Source organism: Paenibacillus sp. P3E, from assembly GCF_001909045.1.
Lineage (GTDB): Bacteria > Bacillota > Bacilli > Paenibacillales > Paenibacillaceae > Paenibacillus_AQ > Paenibacillus_AQ helianthi.
On the sequence record NZ_LVWH01000198.1, the window covers coordinates 89,689 to 115,295 of the forward strand.

Genomic DNA, 25,607 nt, shown 5'->3' on the forward strand with positions numbered 1-25,607 from the left:
TTACCTCCCTCTTTTTCTACACGAATCCATTTAGATTTCTATTCTATCACAAAACTTCCGCCCGGAAATGTAAAAAAAAGTCCAAATTCAGTGCTTATCCCCCTGATATCGACAGCTTGTTATCCATTGCTGGCGTGAACAGATAAATGCTTATATTCCAAGAAAAAACGGCTCTCCATCCTTAGGTAAGGACAGCAGCCGCTCTGTATGCGCACGAAACCCTTCATTAGAACATTTTGTAGCCGCCAAGCCTGAGCTTCTGAATTGTCCAGCCGCTGAGCACTGCTCCAGCCAGACCCGCAATACCCGTGAGGTAATCCACGACATGGAAGGTGGACAAATGCTCCCACAGGCTCATGGCGCTCCGATCCCAGATCGAATAGACGACCACAGGCAGAATCACAAGGACAAACAGATAGGCAGGGAACCAGGTAGTCTTCATTAACATGTTAAGGATAAAGCCAATGCCAAACATCATAACAAAGAACAAAACGGCCAGAACCAACACAGGAATAAACCCCATCGTACCGCCATCCCCTCTCTCTATAAAGAACCGCACAGCAAACCTTAATTAATAGTAAGTTTACTAGAAAAAATGTAGCGAAGCAATGAACATTATCTTCATCCCGGATCTTCACACAGCATATCCTGGAGCTGCGCGTTTGCTCTGCCTGCCTGCATGCGATACAATGCAAATAGATTAAGCGGATGTACATATAAACTTATGCTAAGGAGTGAGAATACATGAACGAAGCCGCGTTGACACTGGAAGGCTGGTATGCCCTGCATGACTTCCGCTCTTTGAACTGGACGGCCTGGACGGCTGCCGATGACGAAGAACGTGCTGTTGCCCTGGAAGAACTGCATGCCTTCATGCAGGAATGGGATACAGTTGAGGAAGCCAAGGAAGGAAGCACCACAGTGTACTCCATTGTCGGCCAGAAGGCTGATTTCGTGATGATGTTTCTGCGGGAAAGCCTGGAAGCACTGAACCAGCTTGAGACCGCCTTTAACAAAATCGCCTTTGCCCAGTATACTACCAAGTCCTATTCCTATGTCAGTATCGTTGAGCTCAGCAACTATGCCGCTGGCGGAAGCGCTGGAGACGGCAGTGATCCTATGCAGAATCCGCATGTAGCCGCCCGCTTGAAGCCTGTTCTGCCGCAAATGAAGCATATCTGCTTCTATCCGATGAACAAAAAACGCGAGCTTGCCGACAACTGGTATATGCTCGATATGGAGAAGCGCCGCGAGCTGATGCATTCGCACGGATTAATCGGCCGCGGGTATGCCGGCAAAGTGAAGCAGATCATTACCGGCTCCGTCGGCTTCGACGACTGGGAATGGGGCGTCACCCTATTTGCCGACGACGCGCTGCAGTTCAAGAAGCTGGTCTACGAGATGCGCTTTGATGAGGTCAGCGCCCGCTATGGTGAATTTGGCCCGTTCTATGTCGGCAATCTGCTGACACTGGACAGTTTCGAAGAACTGCTGAAGCTGTAACAACAGTAATCTCCTGTTCCTATGCAGAAAGGGTGTGTCTCCCATAATGGAGACACACCCTTTGTCATGTTCATGAAGTCATACATAGTATTTGAATTAAACCGTTGATGAACCGGTTTCGTCATCCTCTTCGCAGTCTTCCTCTTCTTCACGCAGACTCTCCAGGTATTCAGCCGTCGCCCGGTCGCGGGCCCGCCCTTTATCCTTCAGCCGCTCAATCGCCGGGAGTATGAGGATGTCGATTTCCTTCTGGACATTGTAGGCGAGATCGTAACGGCTCTGGTCCTCCAGATAAGATCCGACCTCAATCAGACCATTATACCGGTCCAACTCCTCACGCGTCAGCAGTCCGCGGACTTGCACGCTGCAGTGGCGCATCCTAGAGGAATCTTCCTTTTTTTAGGACTAGCGGTATACCGCCGATGATGAACAGATAACGCATATCCACAACCTTCTTCAGCTGCGCTGCTGTCCAGCCCTTATAGGTCTTATCGCCAACTACGGCAATACCTTGACCTTTCCCCAGAGAAGCTACTGTGCCTTTGTTGCTAAAGGCAAACTTTCTAGGCTGCTGGCTCCGAATCGCGGCCACTAGGTTATGTGCGCAGCATTCACCCTGCTGCATGGCAATCTGTGCCGTTGGCGGGTAAGGGCGTCCTTCCGGATTAATCATCAAAGAGCCATCGCCGATAATAAAGATATTTTCATGTCCCGGAGCGCGCAAGTACTCGTCCACCTTAACCCGTCCGCGCATGGCTTCAAACCCTGCTGCTTCGATCAGCCGGTTGCCACGGATGCCGCCGGTCCAGACAATAGTTGAGGCTTTGATCTCTTCACCAGTGGCAAGGATAACGCCGCCAGGCAGGCACTCTTTGATGGCTACACCGATCTTGAAGGTTACACCTTTCTTCGTCAGCACTGTCATCGCATGCTCTACCAGTTCAGGTGCAAAGCCCGGCAGTGCCGTAGGAGCAGCCTCCACATTGTAGATATTGACCATGCTTGGATCCACATCATATTCCTTGCACAGCGCCGGAATGCGGTCTGCCAGCTCAGCCACAAATTCAATGCCGCTGAAACCTGCGCCGCCCACAACGAAATTAATATGCTCCTGTGCATTGTTCTCATTCTTGTATTTAGCAAATTGATATTCGATATGCTCACGGATCAAACGCACGGAATTAATACTGCGGATAGTCAGCGCATATTTATCCAGTCCCGGAATTCCGAAGGTTTCAGGTTCCCCTCCAAGGGCGATTACGAGATAGTCATACGACAGCGTACCGTCTTCCAGAATTACCTTTTTTTGCTGGGTGCGAATTTCCTGTACGGAAGATTTAACGAGATCAATTTTGAATTCATCAATTAATTTGGAAATCGACACCCGGGTATGCTCGATGCTGTCTGTACCTGCAGCAGGCATATGTAGATGGGTAGTGAAATAGTGATACTCATGGCGGTTCACCAGTGTCACATCTGCTTCATTATAGTTCAAAGCTTTCTGCAGCCGCTGCGCGGTCAAAATACCTCCATATCCCGCGCCTAGGATAACGATTTTGGGAATACTGCTCATGTTCCGGCTCCTTCCAACAGGTAAATCTGTCTATGTGTTATTTTTTGTAAAAAAATTCGGTTTATTTTGTGAATTTATACACTTAAATTCAGAAGAATTTCCAATTAAACTTAAAGGATTTCTAAAATAACCATATCCATTGTAAACCTTAGTATCGTTTTAATCAAATATAATCATGCAGCAAAATGTCACATTTTTCTTCCGAAATCAAGCCTTTGCAGGTCGGTGTCACAATGTTTATAATGTTAGATAAGCCAGTATGGCAATTTGAAACTATCAACTCGGAGGTGTAATATTCGTGACACAAGAGCAATCCGTTCCTATGAGCGATCTTTTAATCATAGGAGGCGGTCCGGCCGGGATGTTTGCCGCCTTTTATGGCGGGATGCGCCAGGCATCGGTAACCCTTATTGAAAGTATGCCCCAACTGGGAGGGCAGCTTGCTGCTCTTTATCCTGAAAAATATATTTATGACGTGGCCGGCTTTCCAAAAGTCACCGGTCAGGAGCTGGTAGATAACCTTTCCCGCCAAATGGAGCTGTTCCAGTCCGATATCCGGCTGGAGGAGAAGGTCGTTTCGCTTATCAAGCAGGACGAACGCCATTTCGTTATCACTACCGATAAAGCAGAGTATCATAGTAAGGCAGTGATCATTACAGCAGGAGTTGGTGCCTTTGAACCACGCCGTCTGGAACTTCCGGAGGCCGCCCGTTTTGAGAGAGCCAATCTGCATTATTTTATAAGTGATTTGAATGCATTCAAGGGGAAAAAGGTGCTGATCAGCGGTGGAGGCGACTCTGCGGTGGATTGGGCACTGATGCTGGAACCCATTGCTGAAGAGGTAACCCTCATTCACCGCCGGGATAAATTCCGCGCTCATGAGCATAGTGTAGAGAACCTCATGGCATCCAAGGTTAATGTCATTACGCCTTCAGAGATCACCGAGTTGCACGGCGAAGAATTCATTACCAAGGTTACCTTGTCCCATATCAAAACCAAAGAAACGCAAGAACTTGAAGTAGATAGCGTAATCGTCAATTTCGGCTTTGTCTCTTCGCTGGGACCGATTGCCGAGTGGGGCATCGACATTGAGAGCAACTCTATCGTGGTTGACTCCCGCATGGAGACCAGCATTCCAGGGATCTTCGCTGCCGGCGATATTACTACATATCCAGGCAAGCTGAAGCTGATTGCTGTAGGATTTGGAGAAGCCCCTACGGCAGTGAACAATGCCAAGGTCTACCTTGACCCGGAAGCCAAGCTGTCTCCGGGGCACAGCAGCAATCTCAAGCTCTAACGGAACATCCGCTTCCTATTGAACCAAATAAAAGGGTATCTGTTCAGGTTGATTGCACTTCAATCTGAACAGATACCCTATTTTGTGATGCTTGCGGTTTGAATGTAGGAGCTGCTGCAAAGGTGTCTCTGCGTCTTAGTGAAGAACCGCATGAACTGGAGAGTGTAAGTTCCGTTTGCGAATTTCAGCGAGCAGAAGAGCGATGAAATCATGCTCTAATTGCAGTTCTATTGCTCTATGGTAAGAGTCCAAGAGCATCTCATCCGACAATTCAACCATAACGTTCACCTACCTTTCCTTTATTTGGATCTGAATCTATCATAGCAAACTATCATTTTTCGAACAAGCGTTCCCACTATCCACAAGCGACTGTGGAAATCCTGTGTATAAGATGTTAGTAAGGGCCTGAAAGTCATTCACTGTACAGTGGACTATGGGGATAAAAGTTATACACAGGTCTCATCCGCAGGAAATGGGTCTGAAATATTTTTACATTGTTCATAATTCCGTGGAATTTTTTATCAAATATTACCTCGTGAATCACACAACTAATCGCAATTCTATCGTATTACTATATTTATCGTCAATTCTTAAAAATTGCTTAATCATTTCGGACGGGTATTTACTTCCAGAATCCAGATTTTTCCACGTTGATCCACAGCATAATCAAACCCAAGTTCACCGATCCCCGGAAAATGCCGCTCCAGCAGTTCTATGCAGATCAGGGTCAGACGACGCATCTCTGCTTTTTTGGCAGAAGTCCTAATTCGGGGTAAGGATCTTCTTAACCCCTCCCGGCAGCTTAACATCGTGCCTCCCTTACAGAGATTCGTCACGAATAGCCCTGGCCGGGCCACTCTTCCCACCATAGCCCGAAACTCCCAATGATCCCCGTTCTTCACCACCTTGACCCGATAATCAATAGGACGTCCATCAATCCGGGCGAGTGAGATACACTGCTGCATTAGATATCTGCGTTTGACCTTAAACATGTCCAGCGCGCGTCTCATGGATGAGAAATCCCGATACATTCTTGTACTGTGCATATGTGTGAATCCATATGCCCGGCTGCTACGGAACACTTTGATTACCCCGTAACCGCCACCGCCGACAACAGGTTTTATTACGACCGAACCGTATATACCCAGCATCCTTAACAACCCAGCAGCGCTATATTCCATCGTTCTCGGAATGTAACCGGCAACCCGCGGATCGCTCAGCAGCGCCTCGGTTTTCAGCCACTTGCTGGCCAGTTGTCTTCCCGCCATTGTTCTCCCACTCCTTTCACATTCCCCAGCCTACCCTATACTTTACTCAGAAAAGCTCCCACCCTCCTGTATGATTGTCCGTGTAAGCAGGTAGACATGGCAAAAAAGGGCATATAGCCGCGGGGCTCTATGTCCTGGTATATCCATTTATGGGATGCGCCGCTCAAGCCGCAGATTCCGACAAAGCCTGCCTTACGGTAATCGACAGCAATCGCCTAAAATAATCAAGGACGCATAGAATGTCAGATGGTCTGGAGAGCGCTGGTATCATATTTCGTTAACACTGTGCCGATAAAAAATCAATACATAATCATAATAGATTCGGGAGTTGGGTCAATGCAGTGGTACATAAAAGTATTAAAAAACTATAGAGGATTCACAGGGAGGGCCACCCGGACAGAGTATTGGATGTTCTTTCTGTTCAATATTATCTTCTTCATCGCTTTGGCATTCCTGCAGGAGATGCTTGGAATCATTCACCTCCTGACGCCGCTCTATTCGCTCGCCATGTTTTTGCCAGCTTTGGCTGTTCTGTTACGAAGACTACACGATTCCGGGAAGAGCGGCTGGTGGGTTCTGTTCTGTTTGATTCCCATGGTGGGATTCGTTATCTTAACTGTTTTTGCTTGTCTTCCAAGCGAAGGCAACAATAAATACGGGTCTAATTTCAATTACTAGCTGTACATATCCTGACATTTTGCTGGAAAATCCTTAAAAATCATTGTATTATGGCCTGGAGGGGAGGACTCTTCATGGCAGAGTTTTTTGAGGTGCTATACTGGCTGGCAATGGTGGGTATGACAGTCGTTCTGGCGGGAACTACGGTTCTTATTGGGGCACTGGGCTTCAAATTCATCAGAGACCGCCGCAGTGCCCTGGGTGCAGGCTGTATTACCTTTTCTCTGGCTTCCGCCGCGCTGGTCGTCTTTATGATTAATTTCAAATTCATTATCCCTGTATGATTGAAGGATTCTTTCCGTTCATTGCCTTGCCTGTACTGCCCTGTCACAGAGATTTTTCTGTACAGGGTTTTTACTATACTCTATGAAAAACAGAACGGATGGCTTGTGCAGATGGACAGCTTAATTCGCTGATTAATGTTCCAGTATGAACCATTTCATCTCTGGCGATCATATTCCGGTTTTAAAATCGAATACAGATAGGAGTCATGCCATTTCCCTTTATGCCACATGTGTTCACGCAAATGTCCCTCATAGGCCATGCCAAGCTTCTGCATAACTTTGGCTGAACCCACATTCTCCGGACGGCAAGTAGCGTATACACGGTGAAGATCGAGTTCCCGAAAACCAAAATCAAGCACGGTATCAGCAGCCTCAGAGGTATATCCCTGTCTCCAAAACAGCCGATTGAAGCAATAGCCAATTTCCCCTTGGCTCGGTTCACTTACGTGAATGCCGCAGCCACCGATCAGCTGATGGGTCTGTTTGAGAACTACGGCAAATTCAAAGTCTCGCCGCGGACTCTGACGTTGCATTTCCATGGTCAAATTAATATAGCTTCCGGTTTCCTCTTCTGAGTTCGGCCCCCATATCATATATTTCGCCACCAGAGGATCTGAGGCATAGGCATGCACCGCTTCCATATCTTCAAGGACAAATTCACGAATGATTAACCGTTCTGTTTCCAATAGAGTCATGGAGTTCCCTTCCTTCATACTTCAAAGTTTTTACGGAGTCAGCTTGCTGTCCGTTTAATTCGTCCTGCATAGAAAGATAGTACAGATGAACTCAAGGATACGTTCATTTTCACATAGGTTTTTTGTTTGTAAGTAATCTGGCCTATGCAGTTATCCCTTCGGGTGTTTTCTCCATAGGCTTGTCCATAGAAAAGGAACGCCGAACACTTCGTCCTTCTCCGCACATTCCTTCATCAACCGGATCTCCACCAGCTCAAAATATCCGCCTAAGAGTTCGCTTAATTTCTCTTGGCTGTACGCTTGTCCGCCATGCATGCTTCGGTCCCGGTACACATCCCAGTCGCTTAATTCCATGGCTCCTCCCATTTCCGTAAACCCGGGAGCAAAACATGTTAATCCAAAATATCCCCCGTCCTTCAGCGCATGATGGATCATCTCCATATATCCAATTCGCCGATGGGGCCACAGATGATGAAGACAGCCTGCATCATAGACCAGATCATATTCAGACTCGGGAGACAGGTCAAAAACCGATCCGCAGGTAAAATTCACCTGAATATTTTTTTCAGCTGCACGTTCCTTCGCCCAGGCAATGGCTTCTTCCGAAAGATCGATTGCATCCACATCAAAATCATGAAGCGCCGCATAAATCGCATTCCGTCCAGGTCCGCACCCCAATTCCAGCATGCGTCCGCCCTCCAGTATCTCCGATTCTACATAAGAGACCAAATTTTCATCCGGCTTATCTACAAAAAAGGGAACCCCCTTCGTTCTGTCACTATAGAATTTGTTCCAAAACGGGGCGGGCTCTCTCATTAGCGAGTCCAGCATGTTGAGTACATCTACATTAGTTTTGATCGTTTCGGGCATTTTGTGCATCTCCTAGATCAGATTATTTCCTTCCCCTCAGCTAGAACGTATCACCAGCTATACTTCTTCAGTTCTTCATCAAGCAGATGTCTGTTCGCAGAAAGATAGCCAACCAGGTTATCAAAAATATTGCGGTCAGGTGTGTTCAAATACAACGCTTCGGACAGCCTGAGTATTCCATCTAACACTTCTGCATTCAGGATGTACCGGTCTTGAAAGCTGCTGACTTCATGCAGACCGGGAGATTTTATTCGCTGAGCCGGAGTGATTTCAAGCTGCTGGTAGATCTGCTCTAAAATCTCCGCATCTTCGGCTGCGCCAATATGCTGAAGTGCTTGAATAGTCTCCAGCAAATACCGGCCGGATGAATTTTCCAGAAAGCCCAGGATGCCATTCATCGTGAGTTCTGTATCCAGATCGATCAGCAGCATAATCTCCCTCAGGAATCCAGGTGATTTCAGCACATCCTCCCGGGCAGCCGCATTCTCAGGCTCATAGATGCTGCTGCATACCGAATCAACGATTTCTTCCGCTGAGAGGGTTGAAGATTCTTTAGGAAACCATGTATTGATATTCGCCTTCGGGTTACTCATCATCGTTCCTCCAGTCAACTTATAAATTGCGTATTGTTGATTTTGTTATATTCCATAACCAACTCAATATATAGAGCTAGTTTATTTTCTAGCCTCCATTCAAAAAATGATTGGACCGCTTCGAAAATATCAGGTTTGACCCAATAGGGAATGGCATTGCGTGTGATTTCATCATCTACTAAATGCTCATAGAAACCTACTGCCGCAGCATTGCACAGATAATGGCTTCGGTTGCCTTGATGAAAGCACCATTCTACGTAATTATAGATTTTGGTAAGCTCAAAGGTATTATTATTTCTGTGGAGCTCATCGAGCCTAATGTGCAACTCAAGTAACAGGGAATATACGGTGTCATCTTTTTGAGTAAAATGAAATCTGGCATCATAAAACAACTCCAGAGCCTTTCTTCTCCATACGCTCATAGTACCCTCCATTTTATTCCGACCATAGACGCAACATCAGAATCATAATGCCTCCTTGCCTAGGCTAAGTAAAACCATATCCGGAAAAAGCCCATTCCAATATTCTTTCATTGTTCCAAGCACTTCGTTTTTTGTAGCCTCTGATAATCCGTACCCCGTAAAACCCCTCTGACTCCAATAGGGATAACTCGTGAAAATATGCTGCCAATGCTCTCTGATCTCACTGTAAAAATCCATAGCATTGCATTCTAAAATATTTTTCCAAGTAATCAACTGCTGGGCTGCGCTTTGGTTCTCAAAAACAGATCCCCCCGGAATCAGACCCACATAATCGGTACCGTAGTAAATATCAACCACTCGGATTGGACCAACAATTTGATGATTGAAGTCGTCCATTTCCTCAGCAGGTATCCACAACTCTAGATGATGTCTGGCTCCTACAACATGTTCTTCATACTGATCGATATAAGGACTGGCCACGTCAAATTCAGTTACAAATCCGGCATAGCCGGAAAATAGGTCCTTGGTGTTCCATTCTCTCGCGATTTGATCAGCATACGGCTTATTAAGAACAGGATAAAAAATCGGTTGTTCCGGTAATCTGGGAGGAAAGCCGCCGAGGTGCAGATCGAGTATTAGTTTCATTTCCGTGAGGCCGACGGGCCGGTATAAGGTTTTCATATGAGCTCCTCCGTTATTATCCTGCCTTCAGAACGTTATCCACACTACAATTCAGTATATCAGTCCCGCTAAAAACTGGAAACTGGATGAGCCCAGACAAGCAGAAACGGCTTCGCCGCCCTTTTTAGGACGGTAGCCGTTCAGCGAGAAATATAAGGATAGGCAACTTATTGCGTACAACATATAAAATACGGATTATATTTAAAAAAGCCTCCAGATCTGCGCACCTATTAAATTAAATTGAGATCAGATCCTTGATCCGGACTGGAAGCCCGGTGCGGATGGCTTGGTTGGCAGCGATGCCGGTCATGATGGAGCGGGCTCCATCCCGGTGGTCAGCTGCCCGGTGGTAGATGTCCTCGTCCGGGGTTCCGAACAGATCATTCAGCAGCACCGGATCTCCCCCGCCGTGACCTCCTGCTCCTTCGTCCACTTGGACCTCATAAGGCGCATCAAACATGGGATGGACCACAATATGCTTGCCCTCCACGGCACCTTCCAGTGACCGGTCACCTCCGGCATTGACATAGGATTTCTCTACTATGCTCATTTCGATTCTTCCTTTGGAGCCGTTAAAAGCGATCCGGTAGCCTTCCCAAGGCATATAGGCATTCAGCGAATAGGTGAGAATGGCCTTGTTGCTGTACCGGACCATTACCCCCATTGTGTCCTCGATGCTGATGCCGTCACCGAATACGCTTTGATCCCGCTGGTAGCCGTCATCCGCCTCCGCATCCAGATACATCTCCTTCAGCACGGGATTCTGATCCAGATGCAGGGCGAAAGGATCTTCCGAGGCTGCCGGATTGCCGGTGCCACGCTGGTAGAACGAAGTTACGCCGCGCCGTTCGGCGTTCTCCCGGCCGTAGAATCTCAGATCACCAAAGGCAAATACCGTCTCCGGCTCTGCACCGATCCAGAAGTTGACCAGATCGAAATGATGAGTCGATTTGTGGACAAGTAGACCTCCGCTGTTACGCTTATCCCGGTGCCAGCGGCGGAAATAATCCGCACCATGCTGTGTATTCAACAGCCATTCAAAATGGATCGAATGCACATCCCCGATCACCCCGGAGGAGATCAGCTCGCGGGCCTTCGTGTGATGCGGAGCATAACGGTAATTGAAGGTAACCCGCACCTTATGTCCTGTTCGCTCCACAGCATCGTATATCTCTTTGCATTTCTCCACATCGACGGTCATGGGCTTCTCCGTAATGACATCACAGCCCAGCTCAAGCGCCCGGATAATATATCGGTGATGTGTCCGGTCCACACTGGTAACAATGACGATATCCGGCTTCTCGGTTTCAACCATCTCATCAAATTGTTCAGTCAGGTAAGTACGGACCTGCGGATATTCATAGGTTCCCGAGAGAACCTTATTGGCATAATCCATACGCGTCTGGTTCACATCGCAAAAAGCGGTAAGCTCTGCGGAATCCCTGTATTCCTTTGCAATGGCTTCATAGAAGAATTGTGCCCTGCCCCCAATGCCTACCTGTACATAACGTTTCTTATCCAATTCTCTTTCGCCTCCTATAGTTCATCCTATTTGTTGGCTTTCAGCCATAGAGTAACACAATATTTATATGGTTTCTCTGCAATTATTACTCCTTTTATCTAATACCCCGCTTATTTTGCTATAATAGCTGCATATGTTATTTTCTATATGAGGAGCGTTGGGTATGGACATTGGGCAGGTGCCGGATCAAATTAGATTTGACCTTACAGCTTCCCGGAATGGACTTCAGATAGAGTTCGACAGGAATGATTTTCACACCATGACGGAAACCCATTTTCACCGTGAATATGAACTGTATTATCTTTTTTCCGGTGAGCGGAATTACTTCATCCATGACCGCAGTTTCACCGTACAGCCCGGAGATATCGTGCTGATCGGCTCGGATATAGTGCATCGAACCTCCGACGCCGGCATACCCGGCTACGAAAGAATGCTGCTGTATTATGATCCTGCCTTCTTCGACGGATTCTCCGCAGAACATAAGCAACTGCTATTGTCTGTATTCTCCCATGAGTATCCTATACTGAGGCTGAAGCTACAGCAGCGCCTCCCGCTGGAGGCGCTGCTGCTGAAACTGCTCGGGGAGCTTACTGAAGAACCCCCGGGCTATGAAATCCACGCGGTCCATGCGGCGACCGAGCTGCTGCTGTTCACGGCCAGAGAATTGCTCAGACAGGAGCCGTCTGTTCACTACGAGCCTACACCGGTGCAGCAGAAGATCACCGCTATAGTCCGCCATATTCATGCCAGCTATGCTGAACCTCTGGAGCTGGACGACTTATCGTCCCGCTTCTACATCAGCAAAAGCCATCTTAGCCGAATGTTCAAGGAAGTTACCGGCTTCGGATTCAGCGAATACATCAATCTCACAAGAGTCAGGCAAGCACAGCGCTTATTAAAGGAAACCGGATTATCGGTCACCTCCGTTTCCGAGCAGTGCGGCTTCGGGAACTTCTCCCATTTCGGTAAAGTCTTCAAGCAGCTGAGCGGAGTATCCCCACGCGAGTACCGCTTGTTCAACAGCTAGAGTGGCGCTGCGCCGGGACAAGCGGCTGAAATTGCAGCGGCTGTCGCCAAGTATAACAATCAGCAAATCTCACCAGAAGCTTTCGGGAGCTGGAAGGATCTAAAACAGGTTCCTATTCAACCCATGCAAAAACGCAGAAGCCGAAATTCCGGTTTCTGCGTTTCAATCTTATAGGATACCTTCTCTACACCTAGTTCCCTCTAGAGCTAATGCTTCGGGGGCACTTTCCCGTTCCGCTATATCTCTGGAGCTCAATATAGACGAAATCAGTTGTATCCGGATTCCCCCGGAGTGGATGGATAGTATGCTTTTGCCTATCTTCCATAAGGAACACTCCTCTTATGGAACGCTAGAAGCTGCGGCTGTCCTGGATATGGATATAGTTGATACCCTGAGGGGTCAATTTGGAGCCGCTTATGTTCGCAACACGGACCGCTTTTTTACCTTTTCCGCTAAGGGAGAAGCTGATATTGCTGGCCAGATTGTTCTCCTTAATCTGTTCCAGAGCGCTATGATATCCCCCTATTGTTATTCCTTCCAGGTTCTCCAGCACCGGTTCTTTGCCCTCTTCAATTGTCTTGAGAATTTGATAGATCAACGACTTGCTTCCGTCCATCGTCAGCGCCTCCTGCATCTCTATTGTGAGCGTTTACAACATTCAAACTCCGTACACAAATTGATTCCATTCGTATATCTATCACTTATTCGACAGTGAGTATTCATTACCTCTTATTGGAAAATTATTATGTAGCTTGCTTGGACTTACAACCCCCAGAAGGGGGAGCAGGAGTCAGAATGACTGATGCAACGGCCTCATACGAGTCCTCCTCCTTCATATTAGTGCAAACCCAATGCCTCTTTCATCAATCGTTCGGGGAAGCTGCTTAGTTTAACCAAAGGACACCGATTGTTTTTTTGATTAAGCGCTATAATATTCATTGCGTGAGGAGGATAATCCGAAATTAAGAATCCTGTCATCTTCACCATGTCTGTCATAGAACCCAGCACACTTCGACTATAGGTTTTCGTGAACTTGATTGCATCGGCTTTACTTACATACTCCGTAATTTTCGAATCACTGAACTCATCGGCTCGCAAGTTCTCTATCAGAGACTGGACGAATAACTGGTTAATGTTATTCTTCCTAGCCATCCGGAACACATTAGCATGCCACTTATAGAATTCAGCCTCTTCTTCATTGTCCTGTTCCTCTACCAAAGCGCTAAGCTCAAAAAGCTTCTTCGTCAAAGCTATGGTGATCATGTTGGTTCTCCCTTCGTTGTCCTAATGGGTAGCTGTTTAATGTATTCATAATTTTTTGGACAGCACGGCATGTTCTTGTTTTGTGTAGTCATTTTTCGTATAGGTTGCGATAGCTGCCTCATTGTTTGCGCCGGTTATTAATTTAATTTCTTTGACCCCGCGGGCCCGAAGTTCCGCTTCCAGAAAAGAAAGTAATGATGTGGCGCACCCGCTTCTTCGCGCATTCTCACTCACATACATTTCAGTAATTTCTCCATACAACTCCCGATAACATACGGATTTGAAATACTGGCCGCATGCAAAACCTACCGGTGTATCTCCGCTTACGCCCAGCGCGACCAGTTCATTTGACGAAACCAGTGTTTCCTGAATTGTATGCATGTCCATTAGAACTCCGTTAAACTCATAGTTAAGCCTTGCCAGACTTTCGGCATCCTCCGGGGTTGCCAGTCTTACCAAGATTGGATTATTCATACCTGTTCAAGAACGCTCCTCTTTCACTCAGTATACAAGCACAGCTAAATACTGGAACTTCCGCCGGCTTGCTGTGGACGGTACAAAAAAGCCTCCAGGTACATGCACCTGAAGGCTTCGTAACTGTATATGAAGCGATAAAAGTAGTAACACACTAATCTTTAGGTGGAATTTCTCCATTTGATTAGCCGAAAACTGTTGTGTAGCAGTGATTAGTGGGATTTTCTCCACTTCATTCAGAGGAAATCAGCAGATGTGGTCTAATTGAGCTATTTTAGATGGACTTATTCCACCTAATGATGATCCAGCTGCCTAAAGTCTCGGATTAGTGGGAGTAATTCCACTCCATCCATACGTTCATGTTGGGTACCTCACTCCGCAGCATTAAACATCGCTTACGAGCGGTGGATCAAAAAGTCAAACATCGTCTTCAGCCGATGCTGCATGGAAGCCAGCTCAACAGCAGTTAGGACGACTCAGTCGTAGTTCAGCGCAGTTCAGCCTCAGCTAACACAGTTCATCCGCAGCACAACACGGCTCAGCCGCAGGTAGCGTTGCTCCACCTCAGTTTAGCAAGGCTCAGCCGCAGGCTTGCCGGCATCGTCCTTCGTACGGAACGATGATCCGCAGCCGCAGGTGGCGGTGGCGTTCGGGTTATTAATGGTGAAGCCGCCGGTCATGCCGGATTCCTCGAAGTCGATTTCGAGGCCATTCAGGTAACGGATATCGTCTTTGCTTACGACAACCTTCATGCCCTGAACATCCAGGAATACGTCCTGATCGCTCTCGTTGTCGTCGAAGCCCATGGCGTAGGAGAAGCCGCTGCAGCCGCCTTCAGTAACACCAAGCCGAAGGAACATATTCGGAATTTCCTGTTCAGCCAGCATAGTCTTGAGTTGTTCTGCTGCTGATTCACTGATTGTAATCATGGTCTCTAACCTCCTGAATAAATATTCTGTATTCGATGGCTGATCCAGCCAAAAGTCATTTTTTATATAAAATTAAGTATACTCCACTATCCCCCTGCCCTCAAGTCCAAACTGATCCTGCCGTTTATATCTGCACCCTCCTATCCCATCTCTTCTCAGCGGTTGCCCGCTCCCCTGTGAGAGGTTTATAATAGGTAAAGCGGTATGCGTAAAATTCGGAAAATTGTCACGCAGGCAGCTGACATCGCAGCTATTTGTAATGGACGGCCACTCCCTAAGTTTGTTTTGGGAATTATTCTGCGATGCATTTGCCTCGCCATAACCTTCAGGAGGAATCATATGTCTACTCTTATAACACCCCACACAGACGCCAAAATGGCGAACATCATCGAGAAGGTTCGCGGCGGAGAACGATTAAATTTGGAAGATGGCGTTTATTTATATGAAAGCAATGATTTACTCACCATCGGCCAGTTGGCAAATGAAGTCAATCAGCGCAAGAACGGCAACAAGGTATATTTTATCGAAAACATGAGCCTATATTTCACCAATGTCTGCGAAGCACACTGCGCATTCTGCAATTTCCGCAAGGATGACGGTGAAGAAGGCGCTTATACCCTTTCCGGCCAGGAAATGGTGCAATATGTCGAACAGCATATCCACCCCGGGGTGCGTGAGTTCCATATTGTCGGCGGCCATAATGATAAGGTACCTTTTCAATATTATGTGGATTCGCTTAAGGCCTTGAATGAAGCGTTCCCGCAGGTGACTCTGAAGGCCTACACAGCGGCGGAGATCGATTTCTTCACCCGAATCAGCGGACTCAGTATCCGTGAGGTGCTGGAGGAACTGCGTGCAGCCGGACTTCAGTCGCTTACAGGCGGTGGAGCAGAAATTCTCTCTGACCAATACCGCAAAAAAATGCGGGTCAACAAAGCCAATGTAGAGGAATACCTGGAGGTTCACCGGACGGCACACCAGCTCGGCATGAAGACCCATACCACGATGCTGTATGGATCGATCGAGTCTCATGAGGACCGCGTGCGGCATATGCTGCAAATCCGGGATCTTCAGGATGAAACGAACGGCTTCATGGTATTCATTCCCCTGTCGATGCAGCCCAAGAATAAGAACGCCGGAATCATGCGCCGTAACTCGGCCTACGAGGACCTCAAAACGATTGCGATCAGCCGTCTAATGCTGGACAATTTCGACCATATTAAGGCTTATTTCATCAATATCGGGGCACAGCTAACCCAGGTTGCCCTGAGCTTCGGCGCATCTGACGTGCATGGCACGATTCTGAAGGAACGGATTAGCCACGCGGCTGGGGCCTTAACTCCAGAGGGACTGACCCGCGAAGAGCTGATCTGGCTGGTGAAGGGCGCCGGTAAGATTCCGGTAGAACGGGATACCTTCTACAACGAGATTAAGGTATACGAATAACTGCAAGCCGGAATTCATCCGATAACAGCTGCAATGGCCATTACTTGAGCCATATTCGAAAGGAAGATGTCATGAGAACAGTACTCGTCTTGGGCGGCGGCTACGGCGGCCTTGCCCTTATTCAAGAATTACTCGACAACCATCTCCCCCATGATGTGGAAATTGTTTTGATTGACCGGATGCCTTATCAGGGAATCAAGACGGAATACTACGCACTGGCTGCGGGCACCGTCACGGATTACCATCTGCGCATCCAGTTCCCGGTTCACCCCCGTCTTACGGTTCGTTACGGAGAAGTGGGCTCCATTGATCTGGGGAGCCGTGTGGTATTTCTGAAGACAGGGGAACCGTTGTCTTACGACATTTTGGCCATTGCACTCGGCTGTACGGATAATTATCATCATATTCCAGGAGCAGAACAGCATACTTGCAGCATCCAGAGCTTCTCCGGGACACGTGAAACCTACCGCCGTCTGAATGACGTGAAACCATACGGAACCGTTAACATTGTAGGTGGCGGACTTAGCGGAGTGGAGATTGCTGCAGAGCTGCGGGAGAGCCGTCCGGATCTGAACATCGCCATTCTGGACCGGGGAGAACGCGTGCTGTCCTCCTTTCCCGCGAAGCTGTCGCAGTATGTGGAGGAATGGTTCAGTGAGCATCACGTGGAGACCCTGGGCCAAATTTCTGTATCCCACGTTGAAAAGGATGCCATCTTCAATGGCACCCAGGCCATTCCCGGAGATGTAACCGTATGGACCGCAGGCATCCAGCCGGTGCAGGTCGTCCAGGAGCTAGAGCTGCCGAAGGACCGGGGCGGACGGATTGTTGTGGGTCAGTATTATAATGTGGCTGATTATCCGGAGGTTTATGTGATTGGGGACTGTGCAAGTCTTCCCTTTGCACCCAGCGCACAGGCGGCAGGAGCGCAAGGTGAACAGGTGGCACAGATTATTCAAGCACTATGGCGCGATGAAACACCGAAGCTGCACAAAATCAAGCTGAAGGGCACCCTTGGCTCTCTGGGCAAAAATGCCGGCTTTGGCCTGATGGGCCGCCGTTCTGTGATAGGACGGGTTCCCCGCCTGCTGAAAAGCGGTGTGCTCTGGATGTCCAAGCGGCATTTCGGCTAAAAAAACCGGGACTAGTCAATTTCAAGATTGTCCCAGGCTTCCTGTTCCTTAATGGCTGCCTCAATGGCTTCTTCAAGCGCTTCAGGAGTTTCTGCTTCAATAATTTCACCGTCAAGCATGGCAAAGGGCTGCAGATAGCATTGCCCGCAATTGTTCAGACAGCCATATTCGATGACATCATATTCGGGATTTAGTTCCAGCTTGCGCTTCAGCGGTTCTGTGCCATGACCGATATTGCTGGCACAAAATTCAATAAGTGGTCTCATGATGTTCTCCTTATTCTGTGTGAACCATTTTATTTTTTAACTTTTTGTACTATAATAAGCATACGAAAGGAGTGATTGAGAAATGAGTGAGAATGTACAAAGCGCCACCATGTATGATGAAGTACTGGAAGTGCTCGATAAACTTCGTCCGTTCCTGCAGCGCGATGGCGGTGACGTCGAACTGATCGATGTCGAAGACGGCATTGTGAAGTTGAAACTTATGGGTGCCTGCGGCAGTTGCCCAAGCTCCACGATCACGCTTAAAGCCGGGATCGAACGCGCCCTCCTTGAAGAAGTAGACGGCGTGGAAGAAGTTATTCAAGTATTCTAATCCCGTATCATAACGATCCCGGCCTTCCGATGGAGAAGGCCGGGATTTTTTTTATTATAGTGGATTTCACATGGCGTATCAACTTTTAGGGCATCGGACAGGTACAGGTACCGGAGTAGCAGAGCTATTAGTAAAGACCAGAGGCTGCCCGAACAGCCACTTATGGCTACCCTGCAATCTCTGGTCTGAATTTCACCTCTTCAGTTATGAATCCCTCTTAGAACGCAGGGATGATCGAACCTTGGTATTCCTTTTCAATAAAGGCTTTGGCTTCCGGAGAAGTCAGTGCTGCAGCCAGCTTCTGAATGGCATCAGAGTCCTTGTTGTCAGGACGGGCTACCAGCAGGTTGGCATACGGAGAATCTGCTCCTTCGATAAACAATGCGTCTTTGGTTGGAACAAGGCCTGCCTCCAGCGCATAGTTGGTGTTGATCAGGGCCAGATCTACTTCATCCAGCTGGCGGGGAAGCATAGCGGCTTCCAATTCCACGATTTTCAGGTTCTTTTTGTTCTCGGTGATATCTGCTGTGGTGGAAGCGATATTGGTATCGTCCTTCAAAGTGATCAGGCCATTTTTGGCCATCAGGATCAAGGCGCGTCCACCGTTGGTGGCATCGTTCGGAATCGCTACTTTTGCGCCGTCAGCCAGCTCATCGATCGATTTGATTTTTTTGGAGTAGGCACCAAAGGGTTCAACGTGAACTGCCGTAACGGATACCAGATCCGTGCCGTTCTTTTGGTTCTGGTCATCCAGGTAAGGCTTGTGCTGGAAGAAGTTGGCGTCCAGTTCTTTCTCGGCCAGCTGTGTATTGGGCAGGATATAGTCCGTGAATTCTTTGATTTCCAGTTTGATGCCTTGCTTTTCAAGAAGCGGGGCAATTGCCTTTAGAATTTCCGCATGCGGTTTCGGGGATGCGCCAATCACCAGCGTTACCGGTTCAGCAGACGGCTCGGTTGACGGCTCTGTGGATGCATTCGCAGCCGGGGCCTTCGTAGCCGCAGAGTTCGCTGCATTGTTGGTATTATTGTTGTTGCCGCAGGCTGCCAGCACCAAAACCAAGGTCAAGCTGAAGAATGTGAGCAGTACTTTTTTCATCTGTAAATCCCCCTCTATTGTGTATGTGTGTATGAATAAGGCTTGTATATGGAAGTACCTTATTTCCGGGTAAAATGTTGAACCAGCCGGTCACCGGCCATTTGCAGCAGCTGCACGAGAATCACCATTAGCGCTACCGAGATTATCATGACTTCCTTCTCATAGCGGTAATAGCCGTATCGGATAGCCAGGTCACCCAGACCTCCGCCGCCGATCATCCCCGACATCGCTGTGTATGAAACTAATGTAACAATGGTAATGGTCACTCCGGCTAGCAGACCTGGACGGGCTTCCGGCAAAAGCACGCGCCAGACGATTTGTCCGGTAGTAGCCCCCATCCCTTGCGCCGCTTCGATCACGCCCCGGTCCACCTCGCGTAGAGCCGTTTCCACCAGCCGGGCGAAAAACGGAGCAGCACCGATTACCAGCGCCGGAATGGTTCCCAGAACACCGATTGAAGTTCCCATGATGCTTTTGCTCAAAGGAATCAAGGCGACCATCAGGATAATGAAAGGCACGGAACGCAGGATATTCACCACGAAAGATAATACCGAGTAAACCAACCTGATAATATAGTTATTTGATCTTCCCCATAAATATAACACAATTCCGAGTGGTAAACCAAGAATAATTGTGAAAATTCCGGAATAAGCCAACATTCGTAGTGTAGCTATGCCCGCATCCAGCATTTCTTCCCAGTTAATTTCGTTAAAATTCAAATTCCCCATTAGCCGAACACCTCCACATCAAGACCTTGCGCTGTCAGTTCGGCAAGAGTTGCCTCAACCGCTTCCAAGCTGCCTTCAAAGCGAACCAGGAGCTGGCCGTATGGTACATCCTTGATCGTTGATATCGTTCCCTGAAGAATGGCAAAGTCCACACCCGTTCTCCGGACCACATGGGAGAGCGTGGATTCATAGGTCTTTTGTCCAAGGAATGTGATTTTGACGGATGTACTGTACTGTCCATGTACTGCATCCAGCGCTACACGAAGCGGACCTTCATGCTGGTGTTCACTGCGGATAAAATCCTTCGTCACTTCATGCTGCGGCTTCAGGAATACCGTGGCTACCTCGCCTTGCTCGACTATTCCCCCGCCATGTATCACTGCAACCCGGTCGCAAATACTCTGAATGACATGCATTTCATGGGTAATCAGCACGATGGTCAGATGAAACTTCCGGTTGATGTCCAGCAGCAGCCGCAGGATTGAATCGGTCGTCTGCGGGTCCAGTGCCGAGGTAGCTTCATCGCATAGCAGCACATCGGGGTCACTGGCTAGGGCCCTCGCGACGCCAACCCGCTGCTTTTGCCCTCCCGATAGCTGGGCCGGGTATTTACGGCTGTGCTCTTCAAGACCTACGAGCGACAGCAGACCCAGAACCTTCTGTTCAATCTGTGCCTTGGGTGTTCCCGACAGCCGCAGCGGAAATGCAATGTTATCGTACACCGTCGCGGAAGACAGCAGATTAAAATGCTGAAAGATCATACCGATCTTGCGGCGCCGTTCCTGAAGCTGTCCTTGACTGAGTGAGGTCAATTCCACTCCGTCCACCCATACTTCGCCTTCCGTCGGGCGCTCCAGCAGGTTGATGCAGCGGATCAATGTACTTTTACCGGCACCCGAGTGGCCGATGACTCCAAAAATCTCCCCTTTTTGAATCGACAGGTTCAGTCCGGAGAGCGCCGTTGCAGCTTTGCTGCCTTTTCCGTATACCTTGGTCAAACCTTTCAGCTCTATCAAACCATTTGTCCTCCCCAAGTAACCCATATGAAAACCAAAAAGACCTCTTACGATCATTTGCAGATCGAAAGAGGCCCTGTGATTGTACTAACCATGCCTTCTCATCTGCCAACGACCGCAAACCACGCGGCATTGTAGGAATTAGCACCATGACATTTGAAGAGAGCGACGAGTATCGCTTCGCCTACAAATCGGTTGCCGGGCTTCATCGGGCCTATCCCTCCGCCGCTCTCGATAAGAGTTTATTATGAAATTAGTTCCCGCAACATGTAAGCTGCTAATGTAAGCTCAAGTATAGTAAGTTTAAGTTTTTTTGTCAAAGGGAACTTTTTACTGAGGAAGAAGGCCCGGGCTTTAGATTGGCGGCGATTTTGCTCTTATGCCACTGCTCATTGCTGTATCTGAATGCTGCTGCCAAGGTCTTACATGCCATTTCAAGGCTCTGCTTCAAATCCTCAAGATGGCTATCCAGATCCTCCAAATGAATTCTGTCATGAAGTCCCTGATGCCGCTGCCACAGATCATCCTGCATTTCAGCATTCATGTAATGGATCTCGGCGTTACGGCGCTTGCGCAGATTCTCCAGCGGCTCCCGGTAGGAATGCTTAATTCCCTCCAGTTCATTAGCCAGTTCTGTATGCTGCTTAAGTAAATGAAACTGGCGAAGCACTGTAAAATAGGAGAAATGGGCTTTGACCTTGCTGGTGTTCAGATCGTACAGACTGTTGAGCACCGTACCCAGCTTGTCGAGCAGTGAAAACACACGAATGAAGCCATCTTTATAAAAATAAACATATCTCGCATATTCACCCTGCTCCATAGGGGACATATCATCCATGTAACCCGCTACAACGGATTTGCGGAAAAAGGCAGCCGCGAACCAGCTTTGCTCCAGCTCGTCCAGTGAAGAGATTAGACCGCGCGTCCAGATTTCAAGCTTGCGGTATTCGTGGTTACGGTCTTCATGCAGGTTCATGTCCTTGCGCAGCATGGATGCGAGCCTGGCCATATTGTCCATCGCTTCAGCCAGCACACCGCTGTTCTCACGGGGCGGCTCTCCGAGTAATATCCGCAGCATCCTGTAACCTCCTCAGTGTGGGAAATAGCTTTTCCAGTTGCGGTCAACCCGCTGAACAATATCCTCGCGCGGAATCAGCTCCTCCGGATACTCCCGTTTCATTCTGGCATCGATCACAAGGGGCAGCTTATAGCCGATATGATGGCGTTTGATCTCACATTCGGCGTATATATCACTGGCCGGATCGAACCTTGTGAACACCGTCCACAGAAAAGAGGTTTGAGTCCGTACTGTATCTGCGGCGTTATCCACCACTATCACGAGCGGCCAGGCCGTTTCCTGGGCTCGCAGAACAGCGACTAGCCGGGACGCAAGTTCAGGATCTTCTTCATAGGATGCACCGGAAACGGCTAAACATCCCCGGCAGTAAGGAATTGCCTGTGAGACACCCGGAATTAGTCCTTCTGTGTATGCATAAGGAAGCTCACGTACTGGACTTCCCACTCCTACCATTATAGCCTTGCTGCTATTGTTCAATGGATTCACCGGATGCCCTTGCTCATGCTGGGAGACATTGCTGTATACCATAAGATCCGAGGCGGGATTGAAGCGCTCCAGTACGTTCTCCAGCAGTCTCGGGAAATCGGTCAGCTCGACCGGCTCATCAGTCAGCAGCAGGAATTTGGTTAAGGACAGCTGGCCTTCCCCCAGAATCCGGTAGGCTGATACCATCGCTTCGTTAGGGTAGCTCTCTCTCACGACAGCAGACACCAGGGAATGCGGACCGCATTCCGAGTACTCCCACAGTGCTTTGACGGACGGCATTAGCAGCGGATACACCGGAGCCAGCAGCCGCTGTATGTACTCCCTGAGGTAGTAATCTTCCTGGTGTGGTTTGCCGACGATAGTTGCCGGATAGATGGCATCCTTCCGGTGCCAAATCCGCTGAACGTGCATGACCGGGAAATCGCGGGGTTTGGAGTAATAACCATAGTGATTACCGAATGGTCCGTCCGTATGACGCTCTTGGGGCGTGACCAGTCCGCGAATGGCAAATTCCGCTTCAGCGGGAATCCGGTGCCCGCCCATCGGGTCCTTGACCATCTGCAGCTTTCGGCCCAGCACCAGAGAGGCTAGCATCAGCTCCGGTATCCGTTCCTGTACTGGAGCCGCTGCTGCGGCAATCAATGCCGGAGGCCCGCCTAAAAAGACGGATACCGGAAGGGTCTCTCCGAGCAGTTCCGCCTCCCGGTGATGGAAGCTGCCTCCTTTATGCTTTTGCCAATGCACTCCCACCTTGCTGTCATCATACATTTGAATCCGGTATATCCCAAGGTTATGGTCATTCGGCTGAGTAATGCTCTCTGTATAGACAATGGGCAGAAGGATCGATGGTCCTCCCTCCTCCTGCCAGCTGGTGATGCGGGGCAGCTCCTTAAGCGGATCCGTACTGCGGCAGACGCCAAGTACCGGGGCTTCTCCCTGCGGTACATTCCGGGTTCCCACCTTAAGCAGGTCCAGGAGCAGCCGTTTTTCCTTCCATATCCCGGACGCTGTTGGCGGCAGCAGTGTTTCGGCTGCACTCACCATCGTCTTCATCAGCTGCTCCGGACGCGTTCCGAAGGCCTGATTGGCCCGGCGGACCGTCCCGAAGAGATTGGTTGCCACCGGAAACGGTGTTCCGGTTACATTCGTAAAGAGCAAAGCCGGCCCTTCCTCTTCTACGACACGCCGATGTATCTCTGCAAGCTCCAAATAAGGATCCACCGGAGCATCAATCACGGCAATATCCTTATCCCGGCGGAGCTGTTCAATCCATTGACGCAAATTTCCGTATCCCACTATATCGTTCCTCCTCAAACAGGGCGTTATCTCGCAAAAGTTTGATGAGCGTAGACTATTTATTCGCTCTTTCCAGCTGCCATACGCGCACACTCATGTAGCACAGAACACCGAAGAGTCCGGCAATCAGGAGGATATGCGCCAGTGCGGCAAAAATGTACAGCCGTTCATTATATAGGGTATGAACAACAGCAGCACCGCTGAATACCTGAAGCAGACACAGAACAACAGCAGCACTACCAAGTGCCCTCAGCTCAGGCAGAGCTTTATGTTTCCAGAAGGCTAAATGTCCCAGGCAAGCGATCAGGAGAAACAGCAATGCCGCTGCAACCCTATGCGTGAACACAATGCCCACACCGCCAGACAGCTCCGGTATCCATTCCCCGTTACAGAGCGGCCACCCGGAGCAGCCTCCCTGGGAATCCGTATGGCTGACATAGGCCCCAATATAAACCACTATATAAGAATATAACGCAGCCGCCCATGTTAAGTTGCGGAAGCCTTTGCTGACACGCGGTCCCGGAAGAGGCGGATTATCCCCCAGCGCATGCCGCCTTTTCGACCCGAGCGCAAGCATCAGCGAGCTGGCAAAAGCGATCAGGGAGAAGCCCATATGCAGTGCCATCACCGCAGCCGACTGCGATTTAATCACCGCAAGCGCTCCCATTCCTCCCTGCACCACCACAAATAAAAGCGTCAGCAGAGCGTACACCATCAGATCTCTCCGTTTACGCGCATAACGCCAAAAGGCCAGCATCGAGACAAGGGACATCAGGCCAGCCAGCCCGCTAAATAAACGATGGGTGTATTCGATTAGAGAACCTAGCGTATAGGCAGGAATCAGCTTTCCGTGACAGAGTGGCCATTCATTGCCGCATTCCAGTCCCGAACCGGTTTTGGTAACTACTGCACCACCGAGAAGCGCCAAAAACATGATTAGACAAGTGATGTAGCTGAGCCATTTCAATTGATTCATCGTCAATGAGATCACCCGCAATTTTCTAGGAATGATTGGGATAAGTGCCTGTTGAACAGCTATGTAGCGATTTAATCAAGTGGAAAAGGCTTCGCCGTCCTTTTAAGGGACGGAATCCGTTTCAGCGAGAAATAGAAGGATGATTTATAGCGTGAAACCTATAAATCCTTATATTTTTAGAAAAAACACCGCTTTTGCTCGGGTAGGGCGAAAGCGGTGCATCGTTATTACTTGTGTATAGTCAGATAAACTTCAAGCGCCCTGTCCAGAAAGCTCTCAATCTCTTCACGGGACTTACGCAGCTTGTTGACAAACCTCACTAGCTCGCGTCCATCCGTATATGCAACAAAGCTGGGGATCCCAAGAATGTTTTGTTCTTGGCTGACATCGCCTACAGCGTCAACATCCACTTCAACCAGCGTGAGACGATCCGTGTATTTCTGTTCCACCTCAGGCATGAACGGGTCAATGAACTTGCAGTCCGAGCACCAATCGGCCTTGAAGATAGCTACGGTCAGACGGGGCGATTGAATCGACACCTGAAATTCCGCAGGGGAAGTAATTTTATCCATGAACTGAACAGTCCCTTCTTAAGTTAAGAGTAAGCGCCTGTTATATGTTCTTTAAGTGAAGCAAATTGTACGGAATAAGTCAAATAAAAAAGACAGAATAAGAC

The 25,607-nt window shown here is 48.8% G+C and carries 31 protein-coding genes and 1 riboswitch; of the genes, 8 read left to right on the forward strand and 23 right to left on the reverse strand.

Features of this window, described 5'->3' with window-relative positions; all coding sequences use genetic code 11:
* Nucleotides 1–226 precede the first annotated feature (226 nt).
* The gene (locus A3842_RS24400; RefSeq protein ID WP_074087163.1) at nucleotides 227–523 is read right to left on the reverse strand and encodes a YuiB family protein; all 297 of its coding nucleotides are present in this window, start codon (nucleotides 521–523) and stop codon (nucleotides 227–229) included.
* Nucleotides 524–744: 221 nt separating this feature from the next.
* On the opposite strand from A3842_RS24400, the gene hemQ reads away from it, so the two are divergent.
* Nucleotides 745–1,503 carry a hydrogen peroxide-dependent heme synthase gene (gene hemQ / locus A3842_RS24405; RefSeq protein WP_074087165.1) on the forward strand — a complete coding sequence of 253 codons (759 nt, stop codon included), beginning with the start codon at nucleotides 745–747 and terminating at the stop codon, nucleotides 1,501–1,503.
* 96 nt (nucleotides 1,504–1,599) lie between these two features.
* On the opposite strand, the gene A3842_RS24410 is transcribed toward hemQ, so the two are convergent.
* Both A3842_RS24410 and A3842_RS24415 read right to left on the reverse strand, forming a co-directional pair.
* Nucleotides 1,600–1,881 (reverse strand): hypothetical protein, encoded by a 282-nt coding sequence (locus A3842_RS24410; RefSeq protein WP_074103027.1) that lies wholly within the window; start codon nucleotides 1,879–1,881, stop codon nucleotides 1,600–1,602.
* 1 nt (nucleotide 1,882) lies between these two features.
* Nucleotides 1,883–3,076 (reverse strand): NAD(P)/FAD-dependent oxidoreductase, encoded by a 1,194-nt coding sequence (locus A3842_RS24415; RefSeq protein WP_074083854.1) that lies wholly within the window; start codon nucleotides 3,074–3,076, stop codon nucleotides 1,883–1,885.
* Nucleotides 3,077–3,398: 322 nt separating this feature from the next.
* On the opposite strand from A3842_RS24415, the gene A3842_RS24420 reads away from it, so the two are divergent.
* Entirely contained in the window at nucleotides 3,399–4,373 is a 975-nt protein-coding gene (locus tag A3842_RS24420; RefSeq protein WP_074083873.1) for an NAD(P)/FAD-dependent oxidoreductase, read from the forward strand.
* Nucleotides 4,374–4,508: 135 nt separating this feature from the next.
* On the opposite strand, the gene sda is transcribed toward A3842_RS24420, so the two are convergent.
* Together sda and A3842_RS24430 are read right to left on the reverse strand one after the other, a co-directional pair.
* On the reverse strand, nucleotides 4,509–4,652 hold the full coding sequence (gene sda / locus A3842_RS24425) for a sporulation histidine kinase inhibitor Sda (RefSeq protein ID WP_042217282.1): 144 nt from the start codon (nucleotides 4,650–4,652) through the stop codon (nucleotides 4,509–4,511).
* A 326-nt stretch (nucleotides 4,653–4,978) separates the two neighbouring features.
* Nucleotides 4,979–5,641 (reverse strand): YheC/YheD family protein, encoded by a 663-nt coding sequence (locus tag A3842_RS24430; protein WP_074103028.1) that lies wholly within the window; start codon nucleotides 5,639–5,641, stop codon nucleotides 4,979–4,981.
* Between the two features lie 336 nt (nucleotides 5,642–5,977).
* Here A3842_RS24430 and A3842_RS24435 point away from each other — a divergent pair, with 336 nt between their 5' ends.
* Together A3842_RS24435 and A3842_RS24440 are read left to right on the forward strand one after the other, a co-directional pair.
* The gene (locus A3842_RS24435; RefSeq protein ID WP_074103029.1) at nucleotides 5,978–6,319 is read left to right on the forward strand and encodes a DUF805 domain-containing protein; all 342 of its coding nucleotides are present in this window, start codon (nucleotides 5,978–5,980) and stop codon (nucleotides 6,317–6,319) included.
* A 74-nt stretch (nucleotides 6,320–6,393) separates the two neighbouring features.
* The gene (locus A3842_RS24440; RefSeq protein WP_074103030.1) at nucleotides 6,394–6,603 is read left to right on the forward strand and encodes a hypothetical protein; all 210 of its coding nucleotides are present in this window, start codon (nucleotides 6,394–6,396) and stop codon (nucleotides 6,601–6,603) included.
* 155 nt (nucleotides 6,604–6,758) lie between these two features.
* On the opposite strand, the gene A3842_RS24445 is transcribed toward A3842_RS24440, so the two are convergent.
* From A3842_RS24445 to A3842_RS24470, 6 genes are all read right to left on the reverse strand, one after another.
* A complete protein-coding gene (locus A3842_RS24445) occupies nucleotides 6,759–7,298 on the reverse strand; it encodes a GNAT family N-acetyltransferase (protein ID WP_074103031.1) in 540 nt (179 codons plus the stop codon).
* Between the two features lie 150 nt (nucleotides 7,299–7,448).
* On the reverse strand, nucleotides 7,449–8,177 hold the full coding sequence (locus A3842_RS24450) for a class I SAM-dependent methyltransferase (protein WP_074103032.1): 729 nt from the start codon (nucleotides 8,175–8,177) through the stop codon (nucleotides 7,449–7,451).
* 41 nt (nucleotides 8,178–8,218) lie between these two features.
* The gene (locus A3842_RS24455; protein WP_083606907.1) at nucleotides 8,219–8,761 is read right to left on the reverse strand and encodes a DMP19 family protein; all 543 of its coding nucleotides are present in this window, start codon (nucleotides 8,759–8,761) and stop codon (nucleotides 8,219–8,221) included.
* Nucleotides 8,762–8,775: 14 nt separating this feature from the next.
* Entirely contained in the window at nucleotides 8,776–9,183 is a 408-nt protein-coding gene (locus A3842_RS24460; protein WP_074103034.1) for a DUF7674 family protein, read from the reverse strand.
* 42 nt (nucleotides 9,184–9,225) lie between these two features.
* Nucleotides 9,226–9,864 carry a hypothetical protein gene (locus A3842_RS32690; protein ID WP_074103035.1) on the reverse strand — a complete coding sequence of 213 codons (639 nt, stop codon included), beginning with the start codon at nucleotides 9,862–9,864 and terminating at the stop codon, nucleotides 9,226–9,228.
* A 235-nt stretch (nucleotides 9,865–10,099) separates the two neighbouring features.
* On the reverse strand, nucleotides 10,100–11,386 hold the full coding sequence (locus A3842_RS24470) for a Gfo/Idh/MocA family oxidoreductase (RefSeq protein WP_074103036.1): 1,287 nt from the start codon (nucleotides 11,384–11,386) through the stop codon (nucleotides 10,100–10,102).
* A 163-nt stretch (nucleotides 11,387–11,549) separates the two neighbouring features.
* Between A3842_RS24470 and A3842_RS24475 the strand changes: the two genes are divergently transcribed.
* Complete coding sequence (locus A3842_RS24475; RefSeq protein WP_074083844.1) at nucleotides 11,550–12,413, forward strand: helix-turn-helix transcriptional regulator; 864 nt, start codon at nucleotides 11,550–11,552, stop codon at nucleotides 12,411–12,413.
* 349 nt (nucleotides 12,414–12,762) lie between these two features.
* Here the strand turns inward: A3842_RS24475 and A3842_RS24480 are convergent, their stop codons facing one another.
* The 4 genes from A3842_RS24480 to A3842_RS24495 form a co-directional block, all read right to left on the reverse strand.
* Nucleotides 12,763–13,029, reverse strand: a complete 267-nt coding sequence (locus A3842_RS24480) for a hypothetical protein (RefSeq protein ID WP_074103037.1) — start codon at nucleotides 13,027–13,029, stop codon at nucleotides 12,763–12,765.
* 221 nt (nucleotides 13,030–13,250) lie between these two features.
* Complete coding sequence (locus tag A3842_RS24485; RefSeq protein ID WP_074103038.1) at nucleotides 13,251–13,676, reverse strand: DUF6933 domain-containing protein; 426 nt, start codon at nucleotides 13,674–13,676, stop codon at nucleotides 13,251–13,253.
* A gap of 45 nt (nucleotides 13,677–13,721) precedes the next feature.
* Entirely contained in the window at nucleotides 13,722–14,150 is a 429-nt protein-coding gene (locus A3842_RS24490; RefSeq protein WP_074103039.1) for a GNAT family N-acetyltransferase, read from the reverse strand.
* Nucleotides 14,151–14,719: 569 nt separating this feature from the next.
* Nucleotides 14,720–15,079, reverse strand: a complete 360-nt coding sequence (locus A3842_RS24495; protein ID WP_074103040.1) for a HesB/IscA family protein — start codon at nucleotides 15,077–15,079, stop codon at nucleotides 14,720–14,722.
* Nucleotides 15,080–15,418: 339 nt separating this feature from the next.
* Here A3842_RS24495 and mqnE point away from each other — a divergent pair, with 339 nt between their 5' ends.
* Nucleotides 15,419–16,525: an aminofutalosine synthase MqnE gene (gene mqnE, locus A3842_RS24505; RefSeq protein ID WP_074083838.1), complete on the forward strand. Its 1,107-nt coding sequence runs from the start codon at nucleotides 15,419–15,421 to the stop codon at nucleotides 16,523–16,525.
* Between the two features lie 71 nt (nucleotides 16,526–16,596).
* Nucleotides 16,597–17,658: an NAD(P)/FAD-dependent oxidoreductase gene (locus tag A3842_RS24510; RefSeq protein ID WP_074083837.1), complete on the forward strand. Its 1,062-nt coding sequence runs from the start codon at nucleotides 16,597–16,599 to the stop codon at nucleotides 17,656–17,658.
* Between the two features lie 11 nt (nucleotides 17,659–17,669).
* Here A3842_RS24510 and A3842_RS24515 read toward each other — a convergent pair whose 3' ends face one another.
* Nucleotides 17,670–17,924 carry a YuzB family protein gene (locus A3842_RS24515; RefSeq protein WP_074083836.1) on the reverse strand — a complete coding sequence of 85 codons (255 nt, stop codon included), beginning with the start codon at nucleotides 17,922–17,924 and terminating at the stop codon, nucleotides 17,670–17,672.
* An 82-nt stretch (nucleotides 17,925–18,006) separates the two neighbouring features.
* On the opposite strand from A3842_RS24515, the gene A3842_RS24520 reads away from it, so the two are divergent.
* A complete protein-coding gene (locus tag A3842_RS24520; RefSeq protein WP_074083835.1) occupies nucleotides 18,007–18,255 on the forward strand; it encodes a NifU family protein in 249 nt (82 codons plus the stop codon).
* A gap of 217 nt (nucleotides 18,256–18,472) precedes the next feature.
* On the opposite strand, the gene A3842_RS24525 is transcribed toward A3842_RS24520, so the two are convergent.
* The 7 genes from A3842_RS24525 to A3842_RS24555 all read right to left on the reverse strand — a co-directional run bounded on the left by A3842_RS24525 (nucleotide 18,473) and on the right by A3842_RS24555 (nucleotide 25,503).
* Entirely contained in the window at nucleotides 18,473–19,351 is an 879-nt protein-coding gene (locus A3842_RS24525; protein ID WP_074083834.1) for a MetQ/NlpA family ABC transporter substrate-binding protein, read from the reverse strand.
* A gap of 59 nt (nucleotides 19,352–19,410) precedes the next feature.
* The gene (locus tag A3842_RS24530) at nucleotides 19,411–20,079 is read right to left on the reverse strand and encodes a methionine ABC transporter permease (RefSeq protein WP_074083833.1); all 669 of its coding nucleotides are present in this window, start codon (nucleotides 20,077–20,079) and stop codon (nucleotides 19,411–19,413) included.
* Nucleotides 20,079–21,095: a methionine ABC transporter ATP-binding protein gene (locus tag A3842_RS24535; RefSeq protein ID WP_074103042.1), complete on the reverse strand. Its 1,017-nt coding sequence runs from the start codon at nucleotides 21,093–21,095 to the stop codon at nucleotides 20,079–20,081. The genes A3842_RS24530 and A3842_RS24535 overlap by 1 nt, the downstream gene beginning before the upstream one ends.
* 98 nt (nucleotides 21,096–21,193) lie before the next feature.
* A riboswitch (SAM riboswitch) is annotated at nucleotides 21,194–21,336 on the reverse strand.
* 75 nt (nucleotides 21,337–21,411) lie between these two features.
* On the reverse strand, nucleotides 21,412–22,173 hold the full coding sequence (locus A3842_RS24540) for a Cthe_2314 family HEPN domain-containing protein (protein WP_074103043.1): 762 nt from the start codon (nucleotides 22,171–22,173) through the stop codon (nucleotides 21,412–21,414).
* 12 nt (nucleotides 22,174–22,185) lie between these two features.
* Nucleotides 22,186–23,955 (reverse strand): UbiD family decarboxylase, encoded by a 1,770-nt coding sequence (locus tag A3842_RS24545; protein WP_074103044.1) that lies wholly within the window; start codon nucleotides 23,953–23,955, stop codon nucleotides 22,186–22,188.
* Between the two features lie 55 nt (nucleotides 23,956–24,010).
* On the reverse strand, nucleotides 24,011–24,937 hold the full coding sequence (locus tag A3842_RS24550; protein ID WP_143186359.1) for a COX15/CtaA family protein: 927 nt from the start codon (nucleotides 24,935–24,937) through the stop codon (nucleotides 24,011–24,013).
* 221 nt (nucleotides 24,938–25,158) lie between these two features.
* Nucleotides 25,159–25,503, reverse strand: coding sequence for a thioredoxin family protein (locus tag A3842_RS24555; RefSeq protein WP_074083828.1), 345 nt, complete (start codon nucleotides 25,501–25,503; stop codon nucleotides 25,159–25,161).
* Nucleotides 25,504–25,607 lie beyond the last annotated feature (104 nt).

Bases quoted from the DNA above. Each gene is read 5' to 3' on its own strand.
- A3842_RS24400 (WP_074087163.1), bottom strand. From the start codon at position 523: ATGGGGTTTATTCCTGTGTTGGTTCTGGCCGTTTTGTTCTTTGTTATG.
- hemQ (WP_074087165.1), top strand. From the start codon at position 745: ATGAACGAAGCCGCGTTGACACTGGAAGGCTGGTATGCCCTGCATGAC.
- A3842_RS24410 (WP_074103027.1), bottom strand. From the start codon at position 1,881: ATGCGCCACTGCAGCGTGCAAGTCCGCGGACTGCTGACGCGTGAGGAG.
- A3842_RS24415 (WP_074083854.1), bottom strand. From the start codon at position 3,076: ATGAGCAGTATTCCCAAAATCGTTATCCTAGGCGCGGGATATGGAGGT.
- A3842_RS24420 (WP_074083873.1), top strand. From the start codon at position 3,399: ATGAGCGATCTTTTAATCATAGGAGGCGGTCCGGCCGGGATGTTTGCC.
- sda (WP_042217282.1), bottom strand. From the start codon at position 4,652: ATGGTTGAATTGTCGGATGAGATGCTCTTGGACTCTTACCATAGAGCA.
- A3842_RS24430 (WP_074103028.1), bottom strand. From the start codon at position 5,641: ATGGCGGGAAGACAACTGGCCAGCAAGTGGCTGAAAACCGAGGCGCTG.
- A3842_RS24435 (WP_074103029.1), top strand. From the start codon at position 5,978: ATGCAGTGGTACATAAAAGTATTAAAAAACTATAGAGGATTCACAGGG.
- A3842_RS24440 (WP_074103030.1), top strand. From the start codon at position 6,394: ATGGCAGAGTTTTTTGAGGTGCTATACTGGCTGGCAATGGTGGGTATG.
- A3842_RS24445 (WP_074103031.1), bottom strand. From the start codon at position 7,298: ATGACTCTATTGGAAACAGAACGGTTAATCATTCGTGAATTTGTCCTT.
- A3842_RS24450 (WP_074103032.1), bottom strand. From the start codon at position 8,177: ATGCACAAAATGCCCGAAACGATCAAAACTAATGTAGATGTACTCAAC.
- A3842_RS24455 (WP_083606907.1), bottom strand. From the start codon at position 8,761: ATGAGTAACCCGAAGGCGAATATCAATACATGGTTTCCTAAAGAATCT.
- A3842_RS24460 (WP_074103034.1), bottom strand. From the start codon at position 9,183: ATGAGCGTATGGAGAAGAAAGGCTCTGGAGTTGTTTTATGATGCCAGA.
- A3842_RS32690 (WP_074103035.1), bottom strand. From the start codon at position 9,864: ATGAAAACCTTATACCGGCCCGTCGGCCTCACGGAAATGAAACTAATA.
- A3842_RS24475 (WP_074083844.1), top strand. From the start codon at position 11,550: ATGGACATTGGGCAGGTGCCGGATCAAATTAGATTTGACCTTACAGCT.
- A3842_RS24480 (WP_074103037.1), bottom strand. From the start codon at position 13,029: ATGGACGGAAGCAAGTCGTTGATCTATCAAATTCTCAAGACAATTGAA.
- A3842_RS24485 (WP_074103038.1), bottom strand. From the start codon at position 13,676: ATGATCACCATAGCTTTGACGAAGAAGCTTTTTGAGCTTAGCGCTTTG.
- A3842_RS24490 (WP_074103039.1), bottom strand. From the start codon at position 14,150: ATGAATAATCCAATCTTGGTAAGACTGGCAACCCCGGAGGATGCCGAA.
- A3842_RS24495 (WP_074103040.1), bottom strand. From the start codon at position 15,079: ATGATTACAATCAGTGAATCAGCAGCAGAACAACTCAAGACTATGCTG.
- mqnE (WP_074083838.1), top strand. From the start codon at position 15,419: ATGTCTACTCTTATAACACCCCACACAGACGCCAAAATGGCGAACATC.
- A3842_RS24510 (WP_074083837.1), top strand. From the start codon at position 16,597: ATGAGAACAGTACTCGTCTTGGGCGGCGGCTACGGCGGCCTTGCCCTT.
- A3842_RS24515 (WP_074083836.1), bottom strand. From the start codon at position 17,924: ATGAGACCACTTATTGAATTTTGTGCCAGCAATATCGGTCATGGCACA.
- A3842_RS24520 (WP_074083835.1), top strand. From the start codon at position 18,007: ATGAGTGAGAATGTACAAAGCGCCACCATGTATGATGAAGTACTGGAA.
- A3842_RS24525 (WP_074083834.1), bottom strand. From the start codon at position 19,351: ATGAAAAAAGTACTGCTCACATTCTTCAGCTTGACCTTGGTTTTGGTG.
- A3842_RS24530 (WP_074083833.1), bottom strand. From the start codon at position 20,079: ATGGGGAATTTGAATTTTAACGAAATTAACTGGGAAGAAATGCTGGAT.
- A3842_RS24540 (WP_074103043.1), bottom strand. From the start codon at position 22,173: ATGCTGCGGATATTACTCGGAGAGCCGCCCCGTGAGAACAGCGGTGTG.
- A3842_RS24555 (WP_074083828.1), bottom strand. From the start codon at position 25,503: ATGGATAAAATTACTTCCCCTGCGGAATTTCAGGTGTCGATTCAATCG.